Raw genomic sequence first — 14,441 nt, forward strand, 5'->3', positions numbered from 1 at the left:
CAGTCTTTCTAATTTGTTCTTGGTGATCTGCATGAGTTTATCTACATGTACTGCGATCGCAAATCCGCCAAATAAACAAGATGCAATTGTCCAAGTTAGTAGTTCTGTCAAATCAAAGCAAAAACTTGCCAGAGATCTGCTGATTGAATTAGGTATTAGTACAAAGTATGATTTGTCGTTCTGGAATAGTGTGGATATTTCCTACGGCACAGGAACTAGAACCAAATTTAGCGAGTGGCTGTATCGGACTCTGGTAAAAGTTGCAGGATGGCAGTATGTAGAGGCTAAATATATAGAAAGATTGAGCGCTAATTTCTCGGAGCAGGAACTAAAGGAATTACTGGAATTAGCTAAACAACCATTGATGAAGAAGTTGTTGAAAACAGAGTTGCAAGCCTATGAAGATACGGCTGAGAAAAGAGCAAGACTTCTTTTTCAAGCATGGGAAGATTACAATGCAGGAAAAATCAATTTGCCCCCCGATCTCAAATAAATGTAGCGTTTTGAGCTGAATTAAACCAAAAAAGAGAGTGGCGGCGCTTCACGCCGCCACTCTCTTTTTGAGCTTAAAGAAATTAGCTGCAAGCTACTGGTGCGCCAACTTCTTTGGGCGTAGCAAAGGAAGTACCACAACTGCAAGACTTGCTAGCATTGGGATTGCGAAAACGGAAGCCACCACCAAGTAGATCTTCGGTGTAGTCTAGTTCTAGCCCCTGCAATTGAGGCAAGTTGCTATTGTTGATCACAATCTGGACACCGTTATATTCATACTGAACATCATCGGTTTCTAGTTGATCCACAAAATCCATCAAGTACGACAGACCAGAACAACCACCTTGCTTGATGCCTAAACGTAGGGGTGCTGTGGTAGCACGTTGGCTTTGCAGGTTTCTGACGCGAGCAATTGCCGCATCGGTGAGAGTAATCATATGAAATTTTCCTATGGATGAACTGGGCTAAGAGCAATATTAGTCTTCTAGTAGAACAAGTGCAATACTCGCTAGGGAAACATTGGTGTAGCCAGCAACTTTGGCAGCTTTATAAAAAGGCTTAGTAAGAGGACATTTGTGAACGCCGAATAAACGCACACCCTGATCTAACAAAAGTCCAGTTTTGAAATGAAAATTGCGATGTAGTTTGATCGCCTTAGCCAGTGTGGATTTTGTTTTACAGCAGACCATTATGTTTCTCCGAAATAATCTCGACTTTTGACAACTGTCTCTATGTTAACGCTAGTTCGAGTGAAGCTGTAGATAATAGAATGGACGGCACTACGCGCCAGTTACTCTCTACTTACTTAATATTTGCGAAGTTATGCAATTTGCCGATCGCCTTCAGCCTCTTCAGTCAAACGTATTTGCGGATATGGATATTGCCAAAAGTCGGGCTAAAGCCGCAGGGATGGCAGTCATTGACCTATCGCTAGGTTCGTCTGATCTGCCAACTGATCGGTTTATTTTAGATGCGATCGCAGAAGCACTCAATGATCCGCAGACCCATGGATATTCGCTATTTGGCAGCACTTTGGACTTTCGGGAGGCTGTGGCAGCATGGATCAAGCAAAGATTTAATTTAGAGGTTGATTCAGAAACAGAAATATTGCCATTGATCGGTTCGCAGGAAGGTACAGCTCATTTACCATTGGCGCTACTCAATCCTAATGATTTTGCACTGCTGCAAGATCCCGGATATCCATCACATTATGGGGGCGTGCATTTGGCTTGTGGAGAGGTGTATGGGATGCCCTTGCTGGCAGAAAATAATTTTTTGCCAGTATTCACGGATATCCCTGAGACGGTACTAGCACAGTCAAAAATGATGGTGTTGAGCTATCCGCACAATCCGACTACGGCAACGGCTTCGCTGGAATTTTTGCAGTCGGCTGTAAGTTTTTGTCAGCAGCACCAGATTGCTTTGGTACATGACTTTCCCTATTTAGATCTAGTTTTTGGTAATTCCCCACCGCCCTCAGTTTTACAGGCTGATTGCGATCGCAAAATCAGTATTGAATTTTTTACAATGTCCAAATCCTATAACATGGGCGGTTTTCGGGTGGGATTCGCCGTGGGCAATCGGGATTTGATTAGAGCCTTGCGCCAAGTGAAAGCTGTTGTCGATTTCAATCAATATCAAGGCATTATGAGGGGGGCAATCAAAGCCTTGGCAGCCGATCACGCTCCGATTGAGCAGGTGGTGGCAACCTTTAAAAAACGTCGTGATGTGATGATCGCTGCCCTCAATGCGATTGGATGGAAAGTACCAAAGCCCAACGCAACTATGTATTTATGGGCAAAGTTACCCGATCGCTATGCCGATGATTCGGTTAAATTTTGCTTAGATTTGATTGCTAGCAAAGGAGTTGCTTTGTCCCCAGGTTCAGGTTTTGGTAAACATGGTGAGGGTTATGTGCGCTTTGCCTTGGTACATTCCCCTGAAGTTTTGCAAACCGCCGCCGCAAAAATTGGCGAGTTTCTAACCCAAAAATAAATAAAGGCGGCGCGATGCGCCGCCTTTATTTATTTTTGGGGTTAACGGAATCGTGAACGCCAAATTCTTTGATATTCGGTATCATTCAGACCACCCGCAGTTCTGAGATTGTTAGATTGAATGGTGCGATTGAGCGCAGAAATACGTTCGCCAGTCGCAGGGTGAGAGCTTAAAAATTCGGGGGGTCTACCACCTGCACTAGATAACTTTTGCATAAAGGTAGGCATAGCACTGGCGGCAAAACCAGCTTTGGTGATATTTAGCAAACCACGGCGGTCGGCATCAAACTCCGCTTCACGACTGTTGGGCAATCTTAGTGCCAGATCTACACCGATACCAACTAAACGATCATCACCAACCCCTGCAATATTAGCGATTCCCTGTGCGATCGCAGTTTGGCGCATTTGCTCTAGGGCATGGCGACCTGAAATATGTCCCATTTCGTGACCAATAACACTCGCTAACTGTGCCACATTGTCAGCCGCAGAGATTGTTCCCGTATTGATATAGACAAATCCACCCATGGTGGCAAAGGCATTGATGTTGTTGTCGTCAACGACACGGAAGGTATAGGGAATATTGGGGCGATCGCTAGTGCGGACGAGCATCTGTCCGAGACGGCTGACCAAGGCATTGGCGGCGCGGTCTTGGCTAATTCTGACTTCTTGCTGGATTTGACGATCAATCTGTTGACCTAAGGAAACCTCATCATTGTCTCCAATATTGGAAAGCTGAATAACCTGAATTGCCGATGGCAAAACCCGCAACAGATCAGATAAATCAAGAGCCTTTGCCATCAATGGATTGAGGGACACCGCCACCAATAGTGACATAATCGCTGCGATCGCAAACTTCCATGGCTGAAATCCTTGAAATTTGTGACTTTTGCCTATCGACTGTTTAATCAGACTTGTTAAATTTGCGATCGATCTTTTCATAGTGTAATTACCTCAAGCTTTCCTAATCTTCTATGTATGCGATTTGCTTAACTGTGCGGCTGTTATTTCCCTATCACCCAAACCCCTCTCAGAAAATAAACTCTCAATACTAAATTCTATAATTTTCGCTTACTTATACCAATTCACGGACAAATTCACGAAAGTGTATCCATACTTTTGCAAATTAAAGACTAAACCCTGACAGGGTTTTCCAAACTAATAAATAGCATAGCCATTTTTAGTTTTTATTAGGCATATCTATTGACGTGCAAAGGTGAGAAAAGTTGCCAAATCTGAATTTATGGGATTCGATCATATTTTTGGTAATTTCTACTATAATTAAGTTCTAGTAAACAAGTGAGGCAAACTGTGTTTCTCACCGCTCCCCAGCCTAAACAACTTGATCGACCAGTCGTTGAAACTCCTATTCCAAGGGACTTATTCGCTGCGATCGCCGATCTCAAAAAAGAACTTAATGCCGTCATTTTGGCGCATTATTACCAAGATCCTGATCTCCAAGACATTGCCGACTACATTGGCGATTCTCTCGGTCTATCACAGGCGGCAGTTAATTGCCAAGCCGATGTGATTGTATTCTTGGGCGTACATTTCATGGCAGAAACGGCAAAAATCTTGAACCCAAATAAATTGGTGTTGTTGCCAGATCTTGACGCGGGTTGTTCCCTAGCTGATAGTTGCCCCCCCGATCGCTTTGCTGCCTTCAAAGCCGAACATCCTGATCATTTGGTAATTTCCTACATAAATTGCTCGGCAGACATCAAAGCCCTTAGTGATATTATCTGCACCAGTGCCAACGCCGTCTCCATCGTCAATCAAATCCCTGAAGATCAGCCAATTATTTTTGCACCCGATCGCAATCTGGGACGCTATGTGAGCGAGCAGACAGGCCGAGATATGGTTTTGTGGGATGGAGCTTGTGTTGTCCATGAAATCTTTTCGGAACGCAAGTTGGTTGAGCTAAAACTGAGTCATCCACAAGCAGAAATTATTGCCCATCCTGAATGCGAGGCAAATGTATTGCGCCATGCCGACTTTATTGGCTCGACGACAGGATTACTAAAATATGTACAAAGAAGCGAATGCCAAGAGTTCATCGTTGTGACTGAGTCTGGTGTGATTCACCAAATGCAAAAGGCAACACCGATGAAAAAATTTATTCCTGCGCCTCCAAATAGCAATTGTGCCTGTAATGAATGCCCCTACATGCGTCTCAACACCTTAGAAAAGGTATATTTGATCATGAAAAATCGCTCACCTGAAATCATCCTTGATGAATCAATTCGCCAAGCAGCATTGAAGCCAATGCAAAGAATGTTAGAAATGTCTAATACCAAATAAAGAAATAATGCGCCATTTCTTTATCTGGTATAAATGGCTATAGCCATAAAAAATTTAGAAACCAATAAAAACAGGGATGCCATACTTACTAAGTATGGCATCCCTGTTTTTATTAGATTAGGCCTTTATATCACAATAGTGAATTATTTATACAAAACTGCGTTTTGGTTTTCCTGCTTCGTAAAATGCTTGTATTGCCGATGATGGATAATCAACTCGTCTAAAAGTTTCTGCACTAGGTTCCAGTCGGCAAAACCGTGACTAGTCTCGGCGATGATTTGTTGACGGAGTGTTCTCACTTGTTGCAGATTCGCTTGAGTCATATTTTCATCTGGTTATCTCAACTAAGATAAATCTACAGCCACATACCGATAATGTTTGGTATCGCAGGACTCAAAAAACGATATATGTATGCAGATCATCATATTTAACTGAATGGGCGGAATGCTCTACTTGGCAATCCCTCCCCTTGATTGTCGATGCAATGGCATACTGGGAATTAGCAAGTTACTTTTAAGCAGGGAAACCTAATTAATGCTGATGTATACAGTTGAAATCACAATCAAAAATAACCCCCTCTCTCTGTCTGTGCAACGTAAAGAGCAAGAACATGCAGAAGCTCTTTATCGGGAAATTGCCACTGCGATCGCAGATGGTAACCCTAAAGTATTGGAACTAACCTGCGAGAAGCAAGAAGGTAAGAAGATTTCCGTGCTGACTAGCGAAATCTCGGCGGTGCAAGTCTCTGAAAAGTCAGGTACTTCGGCAAATATGGGCGCAGGTTTTATCCGTGGCTAGTTAAAACATCATCAAAGTGGTTGCTAATAGCGGCGCAAATTGTGGCTCTTGGCAGCCATTATTTTGATGCAGATTCAGAAATATTTTTTGGTAATTTAGATAATGCCCACCGATCAAATTGTTACTACAGCTATCAATGTTCGTGATCTCAACTTCGCGTGGGCATCAGGCAAAACAGTTCTGAATAGCTGCACTCTATCTGTACCCAAAGGCGAATTTTGGATGCTCTTGGGTACAAATGGGAGCGGCAAATCAACGTTACTGAGACTATTAGCAGGTTTACTCCAGCCGCAGTCTGGGAGAATCGAAATTTGCGATCGCGTTGGCTTTGTATTTCAAAATCCAGATCATCAGTTAGTCATGCCAACGGTGGGGGCAGATATTGCCTTTGGTTTAGTTTCCGAAAATCTTTCCTATCAAGAAACGCAACAAAGAGTCGAAGAGTCGCTCGGTGCAGTGAATCTCTCGCAAATGATCCGCCGCCCCATCTATGCACTCAGTGGTGGACAGAAACAGCGAATTGCGATCGCAGGAGCGATTGCTCGTCATGCGGAAGTTTTATTACTCGATGAACCAACAGCGTTACTAGATGGTGAAAATCAAACCGATCTAGTTGCCTCGGTACGAGAATTGGTCAAACAAAAAAATCTCACGGCTTTATGGGTAACCCATCGCTTAAATGAGTTGGACTATGCCGATGGAGCATTTTTATTGGAGCATGGTCAAGTAATTGATCAAGGTGATCCCATTCGACTCAAGCAAGTATTGTTAGACCGTAGTTAAATACACTTAACTTAACCGCAAATTTGGATGCTCAAAGCCTATGTTGCCAGCCTTTTTAATATCTTTATTGACTCCCATTGCCCCTGTTTCCGCCACAACAAACTCAGTAAAAAACTTGGTAAATGTGCCTAGTTCAAAAAGTACATTAACTAGCCAAGTTGCCCAAGCCGCTAATCAACGTCAAATTATTTTAGAGCCGCAGGAAATGCGCCCTCTAAATGGCAGCCTTGATAACGTACCGATGTTTAATAGCAATAGTCCTGAAATTGTGCAAACAGAAGGGATTTTGCTATCGGCTTTCCCGCCCCAAGGAATGGCATCGCCTCAAGCCCATTTAAACTTTCCGATGGAAGGGAGATTTGACCTATTTACGCATCATATTTCTAAAGCGCCACCACCAGAGGATCTCAGAACTTTATATATTGGTGCGATTGCCTATAATCCCACCGATCAACCAATCACTATTGATGTGCTGCAAGCGGCTAGTTACCTTAGCCAACCCGATTCTCCATTTTATGAAGCCCCCAGCTTTAGCCTAAATAATGATGGCACTGTCTATCGTGGACCTGGTGATCGTGCCATGCTCGATATTTTGCGTGGTCGTCGTCAGGACATCTTTCCTGCCCAGATTGTGATTCCGCCAAAGCAGAGCCGAATGCTGCTGAACGTGCCAATTCCTGTAAAAGAGCTAGAGCCACCACTAAATGGTCGCTCAGGACTGTCCCGAATGCGTAGTAATGGCAAGGTCTATGTAGCAACATTGTCACTTTATGCGCGACTCAATGACGACGGCTCAGAACGTGCGCCCACCCTTGAGGAATGGGAAAACATTCTCAAAACAGGACAATTAGCCAAGCCCCGTGATGTTGTGCCAACTCCGCCAGATTTGACGGAAGGTAGATTTGAATATAGCCGAGTTGCAGGGATTCAAATTGGTTCTCAGTGGTTTGGACATTTGACCGATCGCGATCGCAATGATGAGCTAAATATTCCTAAATCTGGCGAATCCTATTCTTACGGATTAAGTCTTTTGCAGTACGGCACGATGGGTACAGGACAGGTACAGACTGCACCGTTGGTTGTGCGCTATCCTGACACCGCCTATTCCGCCCATGGCAATTATGGCGTGCAGTATAATCTCACCATGCCTTTACATAATCCGACCGATCAGACTCAAACCGTTGTCCTGACCTTTCAAAATCCGATCAAATACGATAAGCCCGTAGGCGGTTTGCAGTTTTTTGAGCCATTACCAGAGGATGTCTTTTTCCGAGGTTCAGTGCGCGTGAGGTTTCGTGATGATCAGGGCTTGGCGCAAACTCGTTATGTACATTTAATGATGCGTCGGGGAGAACGGGGACAGCCTCTCGTTACTTTAAACATGCCCCCTAGCGATCGGCGGGTGGTGCAGTTTGATTTTCTCTATCCTGCCGATGCTACGCCACCACAGGTTTTGACGGTGACTACTAAGTAGCTTGACACATCGAATTTCTCAATCTCGTGAAGTACGGAGTTGATTGAAAATTGCTAAATGAATACCCTGCCGCGCAAGCAGCAGGGTATTCATTATTTTTTAGATCAGGAAAGCGGCATTACTATTTTTCTAATCTGCGGCAATATCCCTAGCAAGTAGTGACTTGAAAAGTTATATATGTAGATAAGTAGATCAGTTTAATGAGTAGATAAAAAGTAAATGCGTCTGGAGAAGAATTCCCTTGCGTGAATTTAAAGTTCTTGGTATGCCTGTGCATATCCATCCCCACTACAGCGCTTGGCTAGCAGAAAGATTGCAGTCTAAACATGGTACTCATGTGGTGACTCTGAATGCCGAAATGACGATGCAAGCCCGTAAAAATAAGGCTCTAGCTAATGCAATCCAACAAGCCGAGCTAGTTGTGCCAGATGGTTCAGGTGTCGTCTTATATTTGCGATCGCAAGGGCAAAGAGTTGACCGTTGTCCGGGCATTGAGCTATCGGAACAAGTAGTTAAGTTTGCGGCTGAGCATCAATGGCGCATTTTTTTGTTGGGCGGTGCGCCTCAAGTAGTCGAGCAGGTGGTCGATGTTTGGCGGCAAAAATGGGCAGATATTGCGATCGTAGGTACAAGACATGGTTACTTTGATGCCGAAACTGAGCAAGAAATCTGCAATCAATTACAAGCTTCTCAACCTGACTTGATCCTTGTTGGTTTAGGTGTACCGCGCCAAGAGCTATGGATTCAGCAGAATCGTGATCTCTGTCCTGATGCAGTGTGGATTGGTGTTGGTGGCAGCTTTGATGTGTGGTCTGGCACGAAAAAACGCGCTCCTGAGTGGCTGAGCAATAATCATTTGGAATGGCTATACCGTCTGTATCAAGAGCCTTGGCGATGGCGCAGAATGTTGTCCTTGCCACATTTTGTTTTATGTGCGCTGCAAGAGTCTGTCGCGAAATGTTTTGCCGTGCAGAAGTGAAGTTATTTGTGACAGGGCAAAGCCGTGCCACAAACCCAGAAAACGATGCTTATAATACTTTGCCGATTAGAGTTTGTCCGATGTAGTGGCTATTTTTTGACTGCGATGTGATCGCCAGATCATTAGCTAACCATGATAAATTCGGGTCAAAGATGGTGGTAACAGTTGGTGTTTCTAAGCCTAAAACCTTGGAAGAATTAAGACTAAGGGCTTGCCAAAGCTGTGATGCGGTCAACAAATCGCAGCTAACTAGTTTTTGCCAAAGGACAGAGAGGGCAAACTGCAAGCCAATTGCACCCGTGGGGGCAACTTCAAAGGGGACAACTTTTTCTTCGTAAGCACAGGGTGTGTGGTCGATCGCAATGCTATCGATTGCCCCTGTGCGAATACCTGCAATCAGCGCTAGTCGATCGGCTTCACTACCGAGGGGTGGCATCAACCGCAAATTGGGGTCATAGCTGTCTAAATTGCGATCGCAGTGGCAGAGATGCAGCCAAGTCGTACTCGCGCTAATGGGCAATCCATCATTTTTAGCTTGGGCAATTAGTTCTACACCTTGCGCGGTGGAAATTCGCATTAAATGCGTTGGAGCTTTGGTGAGCCGCACAAGCTCAATGATTGCCGCAATCGCTGAGGTTTCCGCCGCCGCAGGATATCCCGTCATTCCGTATTGCAACGACCATTTCCCCTCTCTAATTACACCATTACCAGCCAGTTCACTATTTTGAGGAAATAGCGCAATTGGTTTCCCCAAAGGCTTGACATATTCCATAGCACGGCGCACTAATAACAAATTGGCGATCGGCTTGCCATCCGTAAACCCGACCACAGTTTCTACTAACTCGCCCATATCAGTGAGCTGTTTACCCTCTAGCTCTTTGGTAATCGCCCCCCAAGGCTGGAGAATATTGCTATGTTTTTGTTGGACATTGCGCCAAAATTCCAGCGCTGCAATGTCATCGATCGCAGGTTGGGTATTTGGCAAAATCCCCACCTTTGAAAAACCACCTATTTGGGCGGCTTGGACGAGTTCACTAATTGTTTCCCTAGACTCATGCCCCGGTTCGCCACTGGTACTGTAAAGATCAACTAAACCTGTACCGCAGATGATTCCTGAGCCTTCATAAATACTAGTTTGTTCAGGAATTTGGTTCTGGTCAATGCCAATATGAATTTTGCGATCGCGATCGACCAAGACATTGGCAATCGTCTCTGTGGTGGTAGTCGCGTCAAGAATGCGTACCTGATTGAAGAGCAGGGGGTACGTTAGGGGATTTTCTAAGGACATAGCAAAGGATTTTCTTTTTACTCTATAGCGCTAGGGTCTCTAAAACAAAGATTTGCTGCAAAGCAGCAAATCTTTGTGTGAAAGTTAAAGTTGATCGATGTTGAAATTTTCAAGGGCAATTGCCAAATGTGTCCAATGGGTTCCGCCCTGTAAAAATACGGTGTAAGGTTCACGCAAGGGGCCATCGGCAGAAAGCTCTAGGGTACTGCCATCAATGAATGTGCCACCCGCCATCACCAACTGACTAACATAGCCTGGCATTTCCCCAGGCACAGGATCAACATAGGAATCAATCGGAGAAAAGCGTTGGAGATTACGACAAAACTCAATTAATTTTTTCGGATCACCCAGTTGAATTGCTTGGATGATATCTTGGCGCGTCTCCAATGGTTCTGGCTTGACGGCATAGCCCAATTTACTAAATACATAGGCAGCGAGGTGACTACTTTTCATCGCCTCCCCCACCATCTGCGGCGCAAGAAATAATCCTTGAAACAGTAACCGATTGAGATCAAAAGTCGCTCCACCTTCTAGTCCAATACCTGGGGCAGTCAGTCGTTGGGCAGCGAGTTCTACATACTCCTTTTTCCCCGCCACATAGCCACCTGCGGTAGCAATTGTCCCTCCTGGATTTTTGATTAATGAGCCTGCCATGATGTCTGCACCGACAGCCGTTGGTTCGCGATCGCTAATAAATTCACCATAGCAATTATCAACAAAGCAAACTGTGTTGGGATTTTGTTGCTTGACCAAATTGACAATGCGCTCAATTTCATGAATTGATAGGCTCTGTCGCCATGCATAGCCACAGGAGCGTTGAATTAACACCATGCGAGTTTGTGGCTTTACGGCTTTGGCGAGAGCAGCCCAATCCACACCACCCTCTGGGGTGAGATCGACTTGGCGATAGGTAATCCCGAAGTCCTTGAGCGAACCTGCATAGTTAGCACCCTGACTATCGCTGGTGAGAGGATAGCCGATCACTTCTTCGAGGGTGTCGTAGGGTGCGCCCACCACTGACAGCAGCTCATCAAGGGGACGCAAAATGCCAAATAAACAACAGGCGATCGCATGGGTTCCTGAAACAAACTGCACCCGCACAGCAGCAGACTCTGCTCCCATCACCTGTGCAAAGACCTGATCCAGAACATCCCGCCCCATGTCTCCATGCCCATAGCCTGACACACTCGCAAAATGATGCGCCCCCACTCGACCATCACGAAAGGCTTGTAAAACCCGTTCGAGATTGTTTTTGACATGGAGATCGATATTTGTAAATGTTGGCGCGAGAGCAGTCACGGCTTCGGAAACCAACGCCTTCATAGTGTCAGAGGTCATTTATTGCTTAGGAAATAGGGTGAGAAATGAGTAATACCAACTAACGAAAGTGTGACAACACTTTTGTTAATTAAAAACCAAACCCAGTAAGAATTAGCAAATCCAGAAATGGCGTAGTCATTTCTGGATTTGGGATAACAGAAACTTTGGGAGGGCTAACGATCCTACGTGAATGGCAAGGATTTTGTCTAGCGAAACCCCTTACCTTGCGAAGAGGCAGTCCATAGCATTAGCTCACCATCGGCATTAGCCGCAGCTAATTTCTTGCCCTGTGGATGCCAATGCAAAGCCGTAATTGCTGACATCGATGTATCGAGAGCCTGTACCCAATCCTTGGCATCTTTCCAAATCGCAATTCTGCCATTTTCATCGGCAGAGGCTAACACTTCTGACTTGGGCTTAAAGGCAACCATACCCACGATGCTGTTATGCCCTTTGATTAATTCGCCCTCCCAGCCAATGTTAAGGTCGAGGTGCTTTGCCCACACCACAATGTCCGAGCCACTAGATGAGGCTAATAGCGGTGATGTTTTACTCATTGACCAGCTAAAGTCGCGAATTTTACCGGGGAAACCTTGCATCCGCCAAGGTGAAGCATCGAAGTCATGTCCCAGCCATTGCATGACTACAACTAGGTGATCGAGGGTACTGGCAACGAGATATTGCCCTGCATGATCCCAAACTAGTTTGGCGGTGGCAGTCGGCATTTCAAACAGGAGCGGATCAGCATACCAATCTGCGGATGCCCAGACCTTGAGTCCGCCATCGCCACCAACGCAGAGATGCTCACCCTCCGGATGCCATGCGATCGCAATTACGGTGGAGTTCTCAAAATGCAGAGTGGTGACAATATCTAAGGTGTCAGCGCTCCATACCTGCACATATTTCCCCAAGGTAAAGGCAAATTCATTGCGGGTGGGATGCCAAACGAGATGTTCAATCCATGTGTTACCGAGGTCAAGGGTGGCAGCAAGAGTTGGCGAGGTTTCAGGCTGATTTGAATGATCTTCAACTTTCCAAACACGTACCTTGCCATCCTGTCCGCCTGCCGCTAACCATGCCCCATTTGCCGAAAAGCCCAAACAATCGATCGCAAATTCCGTGGGTGCTTGCAGCGTAATTTGTTTTTGTTCAAGATTGTTCCCTGCGATCGCATCATTAAATAAACATACTTCCCCTGAAGCAGTGGCAGCAGCCAGATAATTACCATTGCTTGACCATGCGATCGCAGTTATATATTCGCTGAGCATAACCCGTGACTGAGGCTGGGAATTGAGGATAGGACTGGTCTTGAGTTTAGGCATAGGGATTTGAAAAAATTTATTTTAAGTAATCTAAAAAATACTTTTGACGGACGTTGATAGATGTGGTAATGTGCGCTACGCTATTAATCCAAATTGCTTAAGTAATTTAGTTGTTTGATCTCAATGAGTTATCACTCCCACACATCTGCGATCGCAAATCGTCAGGAAGCTTTAGAAAAATACTTGCTGGACTTGTCAGTTGTTGACCGCGAACAGTTGGCGGTTGCCAAGCGCTGGCAAGAACGTCAGGAGGGTCCATTACTAATGATCCTGCTTCAGCTTAGCTTTATTGATCTCCATCAATTTAGCGGATTGCTAGATTGGTCTTCTAACTAATTTAACCGCCACTAACAGGCGGTATCAGCGCCACCTCATCACCGTCCTTTAATACTGTCTGTGGTTCTACAAAATTAAGATTGACCGCATAACGAGTCACCGCTCGCCATCTATCTAAACTGGGGAATTGAACAGTTAGGTGGTCGAATATTTGGGATACCGTAGTCCCTGACTCCAGATTAATTTGCATTTGTTCAGTTGCCATCACCTCCTGAAAAATGGCAAATAGTTTGACGGTAACTTGAATAGCTTCAGAGATTGGTTCGCGATTCATAGAGTTTGTTCTAACAAGACTGGCAGTATCTGTAGATTAAGAAACGGCTATGCCATTTCTTGATTTGGCATGACTGGGGGTGGCACATTTTCTGCCGACTCATAGGCGGCGATGATGTTATGCACCAATGGATGCCGCACCACATCGGTTTTATCGAATAAATTAAAGGAAACACCCTCTACCCCCTGCAATATATTCATGGCAATGATCAGCCCTGATTTTTGGTGACGCGGTAAATCGATTTGGGTAATATCCCCCGTAACCACCATGCGCGATTTAAAACCAAGTCTGGTCAGTACCATCTTCATCTGAGCAGCAGTGGTGTTTTGTGCCTCATCCACAATAATGAAGGAATTGCTAAGAGTCCGTCCGCGCATATAAGCAAGGGGAGCAACCTCAATAATGCCGCGCTCCATCAATTGCGGGACTTTCTCTGCACCAATCATTTCGTGCATTGCGTCATAGAGTGGGCGCAGGTAGGGATCAATCTTCTGTTGCAAGTCCCCTGGTAAGAAGCCCAGACTTTCGCCAGCCTCCACCGCAGGTCGGGTGAGAATGATCCGCTCAAATTTATTGCTTTGCAACGCACTCACAGCCGCCACCGCAGCTAGATAGGTTTTGCCCGTACCCGCAGGCCCCACCCCAAAGATCAGGTCATTGGTTTCCATAGCTTGCACATATTGCTGTTGGCGATAGGTGCGGGGCTGCACGGAGTCACCACGGCGATTGCGAGAAATCGTTGCCCGATTGCGCCATTCACCAGAGCGTTCCTCAGCAATGGCTTCACGGGCTGCTCGAATATCGACGGCTGCGATCGCTTTTTCCTGCAACCACATCGGTTTTAAGGCATTAATGACCTGTTCAATTAGCGCGATTTGTTCAGTAGTGCCATCGATTAATAGATCCTGTCCCCGCATTACGAGCCGTACACCTGTCATTTCGGCTAATAGTTTGAGATTTTCCTCTCGGCTTCCTGCTAAACAGATCGCACTACTAGGGTTTGGCAAGCTAAAGATATATGGTTCGTTACGGGGAGTACCCATTAAATTAGTTGTCCTCTGATTAATTTCTGATTATCTGATT

General features: G+C 45.4%; 16 protein-coding genes. 8 read left to right on the forward strand and 8 right to left on the reverse strand.

All coding sequences use genetic code 11. The features are described from left to right. Positions 1–31: 31 nt before the first annotated feature. Positions 32–493 (forward strand): DUF2059 domain-containing protein, encoded by a 462-nt coding sequence (locus tag H6F41_RS02670; RefSeq protein WP_190401918.1) that lies wholly within the window; start codon positions 32–34, stop codon positions 491–493. An 82-nt stretch (positions 494–575) separates the two neighbouring features. Here the strand turns inward: H6F41_RS02670 and H6F41_RS02675 are convergent, their stop codons facing one another. Beyond that, positions 576–929 (reverse strand): HesB/IscA family protein, encoded by a 354-nt coding sequence (locus H6F41_RS02675; protein ID WP_190401919.1) that lies wholly within the window; start codon positions 927–929, stop codon positions 576–578. Between the two features lie 385 nt (positions 930–1,314). On the opposite strand from H6F41_RS02675, the gene H6F41_RS02680 reads away from it, so the two are divergent. Beyond that, on the forward strand, positions 1,315–2,487 hold the full coding sequence (locus tag H6F41_RS02680; protein WP_190401920.1) for an LL-diaminopimelate aminotransferase: 1,173 nt from the start codon (positions 1,315–1,317) through the stop codon (positions 2,485–2,487). Between the two features lie 41 nt (positions 2,488–2,528). On the opposite strand, the gene H6F41_RS02685 is transcribed toward H6F41_RS02680, so the two are convergent. Continuing rightward, positions 2,529–3,425 (reverse strand): M48 family metallopeptidase, encoded by an 897-nt coding sequence (locus H6F41_RS02685; RefSeq protein WP_190401921.1) that lies wholly within the window; start codon positions 3,423–3,425, stop codon positions 2,529–2,531. Between the two features lie 369 nt (positions 3,426–3,794). Between H6F41_RS02685 and nadA the strand changes: the two genes are divergently transcribed. Then, entirely contained in the window at positions 3,795–4,784 is a 990-nt protein-coding gene (gene nadA, locus H6F41_RS02690; RefSeq protein ID WP_190401922.1) for a quinolinate synthase NadA, read from the forward strand. Positions 4,785–4,927: 143 nt separating this feature from the next. Here the strand turns inward: nadA and H6F41_RS02695 are convergent, their stop codons facing one another. Then, on the reverse strand, positions 4,928–5,107 hold the full coding sequence (locus H6F41_RS02695; protein WP_190401923.1) for a hypothetical protein: 180 nt from the start codon (positions 5,105–5,107) through the stop codon (positions 4,928–4,930). A 217-nt stretch (positions 5,108–5,324) separates the two neighbouring features. Between H6F41_RS02695 and H6F41_RS02700 the strand changes: the two genes are divergently transcribed. From H6F41_RS02700 to H6F41_RS02715, 4 genes are all read left to right on the forward strand, one after another. Beyond that, positions 5,325–5,582, forward strand: coding sequence for a DUF3107 family protein (locus H6F41_RS02700; protein ID WP_190401924.1), 258 nt, complete (start codon positions 5,325–5,327; stop codon positions 5,580–5,582). Positions 5,583–5,684: 102 nt separating this feature from the next. Then, positions 5,685–6,365: an energy-coupling factor ABC transporter ATP-binding protein gene (locus tag H6F41_RS02705; protein ID WP_190401925.1), complete on the forward strand. Its 681-nt coding sequence runs from the start codon at positions 5,685–5,687 to the stop codon at positions 6,363–6,365. Positions 6,366–6,405: 40 nt separating this feature from the next. Further along, entirely contained in the window at positions 6,406–7,839 is a 1,434-nt protein-coding gene (locus tag H6F41_RS02710) for a DUF3370 domain-containing protein (protein WP_190401926.1), read from the forward strand. Positions 7,840–8,080: 241 nt separating this feature from the next. Further along, positions 8,081–8,818, forward strand: a complete 738-nt coding sequence (locus H6F41_RS02715) for a WecB/TagA/CpsF family glycosyltransferase (protein ID WP_242022884.1) — start codon at positions 8,081–8,083, stop codon at positions 8,816–8,818. A gap of 49 nt (positions 8,819–8,867) precedes the next feature. Here the strand turns inward: H6F41_RS02715 and H6F41_RS02720 are convergent, their stop codons facing one another. The 3 genes from H6F41_RS02720 to H6F41_RS02730 all read right to left on the reverse strand — a co-directional run bounded on the left by H6F41_RS02720 (position 8,868) and on the right by H6F41_RS02730 (position 12,748). Continuing rightward, positions 8,868–10,106: a dihydroorotase gene (locus H6F41_RS02720; protein ID WP_190401927.1), complete on the reverse strand. Its 1,239-nt coding sequence runs from the start codon at positions 10,104–10,106 to the stop codon at positions 8,868–8,870. Positions 10,107–10,190: 84 nt separating this feature from the next. Further along, positions 10,191–11,444 (reverse strand): methionine gamma-lyase family protein, encoded by a 1,254-nt coding sequence (locus tag H6F41_RS02725; RefSeq protein ID WP_190401928.1) that lies wholly within the window; start codon positions 11,442–11,444, stop codon positions 10,191–10,193. A gap of 188 nt (positions 11,445–11,632) precedes the next feature. Beyond that, positions 11,633–12,748: a WD40 repeat domain-containing protein gene (locus H6F41_RS02730; RefSeq protein WP_190401929.1), complete on the reverse strand. Its 1,116-nt coding sequence runs from the start codon at positions 12,746–12,748 to the stop codon at positions 11,633–11,635. A gap of 123 nt (positions 12,749–12,871) precedes the next feature. Here H6F41_RS02730 and H6F41_RS02735 point away from each other — a divergent pair, with 123 nt between their 5' ends. After that, positions 12,872–13,084: a DUF2949 domain-containing protein gene (locus H6F41_RS02735; protein ID WP_190401930.1), complete on the forward strand. Its 213-nt coding sequence runs from the start codon at positions 12,872–12,874 to the stop codon at positions 13,082–13,084. Between the two features lies 1 nt (position 13,085). On the opposite strand, the gene H6F41_RS02740 is transcribed toward H6F41_RS02735, so the two are convergent. Next, positions 13,086–13,358: a MoaD/ThiS family protein gene (locus H6F41_RS02740; protein ID WP_190401931.1), complete on the reverse strand. Its 273-nt coding sequence runs from the start codon at positions 13,356–13,358 to the stop codon at positions 13,086–13,088. 47 nt (positions 13,359–13,405) lie between these two features. Further along, positions 13,406–14,401 (reverse strand): PhoH family protein, encoded by a 996-nt coding sequence (locus H6F41_RS02745; protein ID WP_190401932.1) that lies wholly within the window; start codon positions 14,399–14,401, stop codon positions 13,406–13,408. Positions 14,402–14,441: the final 40 nt, after the last annotated feature.

Origin of the sequence: Pseudanabaena mucicola FACHB-723, from assembly GCF_014696385.1 — a bacterium.
Taxonomy (GTDB): domain Bacteria; phylum Cyanobacteriota; class Cyanobacteriia; order Pseudanabaenales; family Pseudanabaenaceae; genus Pseudanabaena.

Excerpts from the sequence above, each read along its gene's own strand:
- H6F41_RS02725 (WP_190401928.1), bottom strand. The coding sequence starts at position 11,444 with ATGACCTCTGACACTATGAAGGCGTTGGTTTCCGAAGCCGTGACTGCT.
- H6F41_RS02680 (WP_190401920.1), top strand. The coding sequence starts at position 1,315 with ATGCAATTTGCCGATCGCCTTCAGCCTCTTCAGTCAAACGTATTTGCG.
- H6F41_RS02730 (WP_190401929.1), bottom strand. The coding sequence starts at position 12,748 with ATGCCTAAACTCAAGACCAGTCCTATCCTCAATTCCCAGCCTCAGTCA.
- H6F41_RS02685 (WP_190401921.1), bottom strand. The coding sequence starts at position 3,425 with ATGAAAAGATCGATCGCAAATTTAACAAGTCTGATTAAACAGTCGATA.
- H6F41_RS02720 (WP_190401927.1), bottom strand. The coding sequence starts at position 10,106 with ATGTCCTTAGAAAATCCCCTAACGTACCCCCTGCTCTTCAATCAGGTA.
- H6F41_RS02675 (WP_190401919.1), bottom strand. The coding sequence starts at position 929 with ATGATTACTCTCACCGATGCGGCAATTGCTCGCGTCAGAAACCTGCAA.
- H6F41_RS02735 (WP_190401930.1), top strand. The coding sequence starts at position 12,872 with ATGAGTTATCACTCCCACACATCTGCGATCGCAAATCGTCAGGAAGCT.
- H6F41_RS02705 (WP_190401925.1), top strand. The coding sequence starts at position 5,685 with ATGCCCACCGATCAAATTGTTACTACAGCTATCAATGTTCGTGATCTC.
- H6F41_RS02695 (WP_190401923.1), bottom strand. The coding sequence starts at position 5,107 with ATGACTCAAGCGAATCTGCAACAAGTGAGAACACTCCGTCAACAAATC.
- H6F41_RS02740 (WP_190401931.1), bottom strand. The coding sequence starts at position 13,358 with ATGAATCGCGAACCAATCTCTGAAGCTATTCAAGTTACCGTCAAACTA.
- H6F41_RS02745 (WP_190401932.1), bottom strand. The coding sequence starts at position 14,401 with ATGGGTACTCCCCGTAACGAACCATATATCTTTAGCTTGCCAAACCCT.
- H6F41_RS02700 (WP_190401924.1), top strand. The coding sequence starts at position 5,325 with ATGTATACAGTTGAAATCACAATCAAAAATAACCCCCTCTCTCTGTCT.
- H6F41_RS02710 (WP_190401926.1), top strand. The coding sequence starts at position 6,406 with ATGTTGCCAGCCTTTTTAATATCTTTATTGACTCCCATTGCCCCTGTT.
- H6F41_RS02670 (WP_190401918.1), top strand. The coding sequence starts at position 32 with ATGAGTTTATCTACATGTACTGCGATCGCAAATCCGCCAAATAAACAA.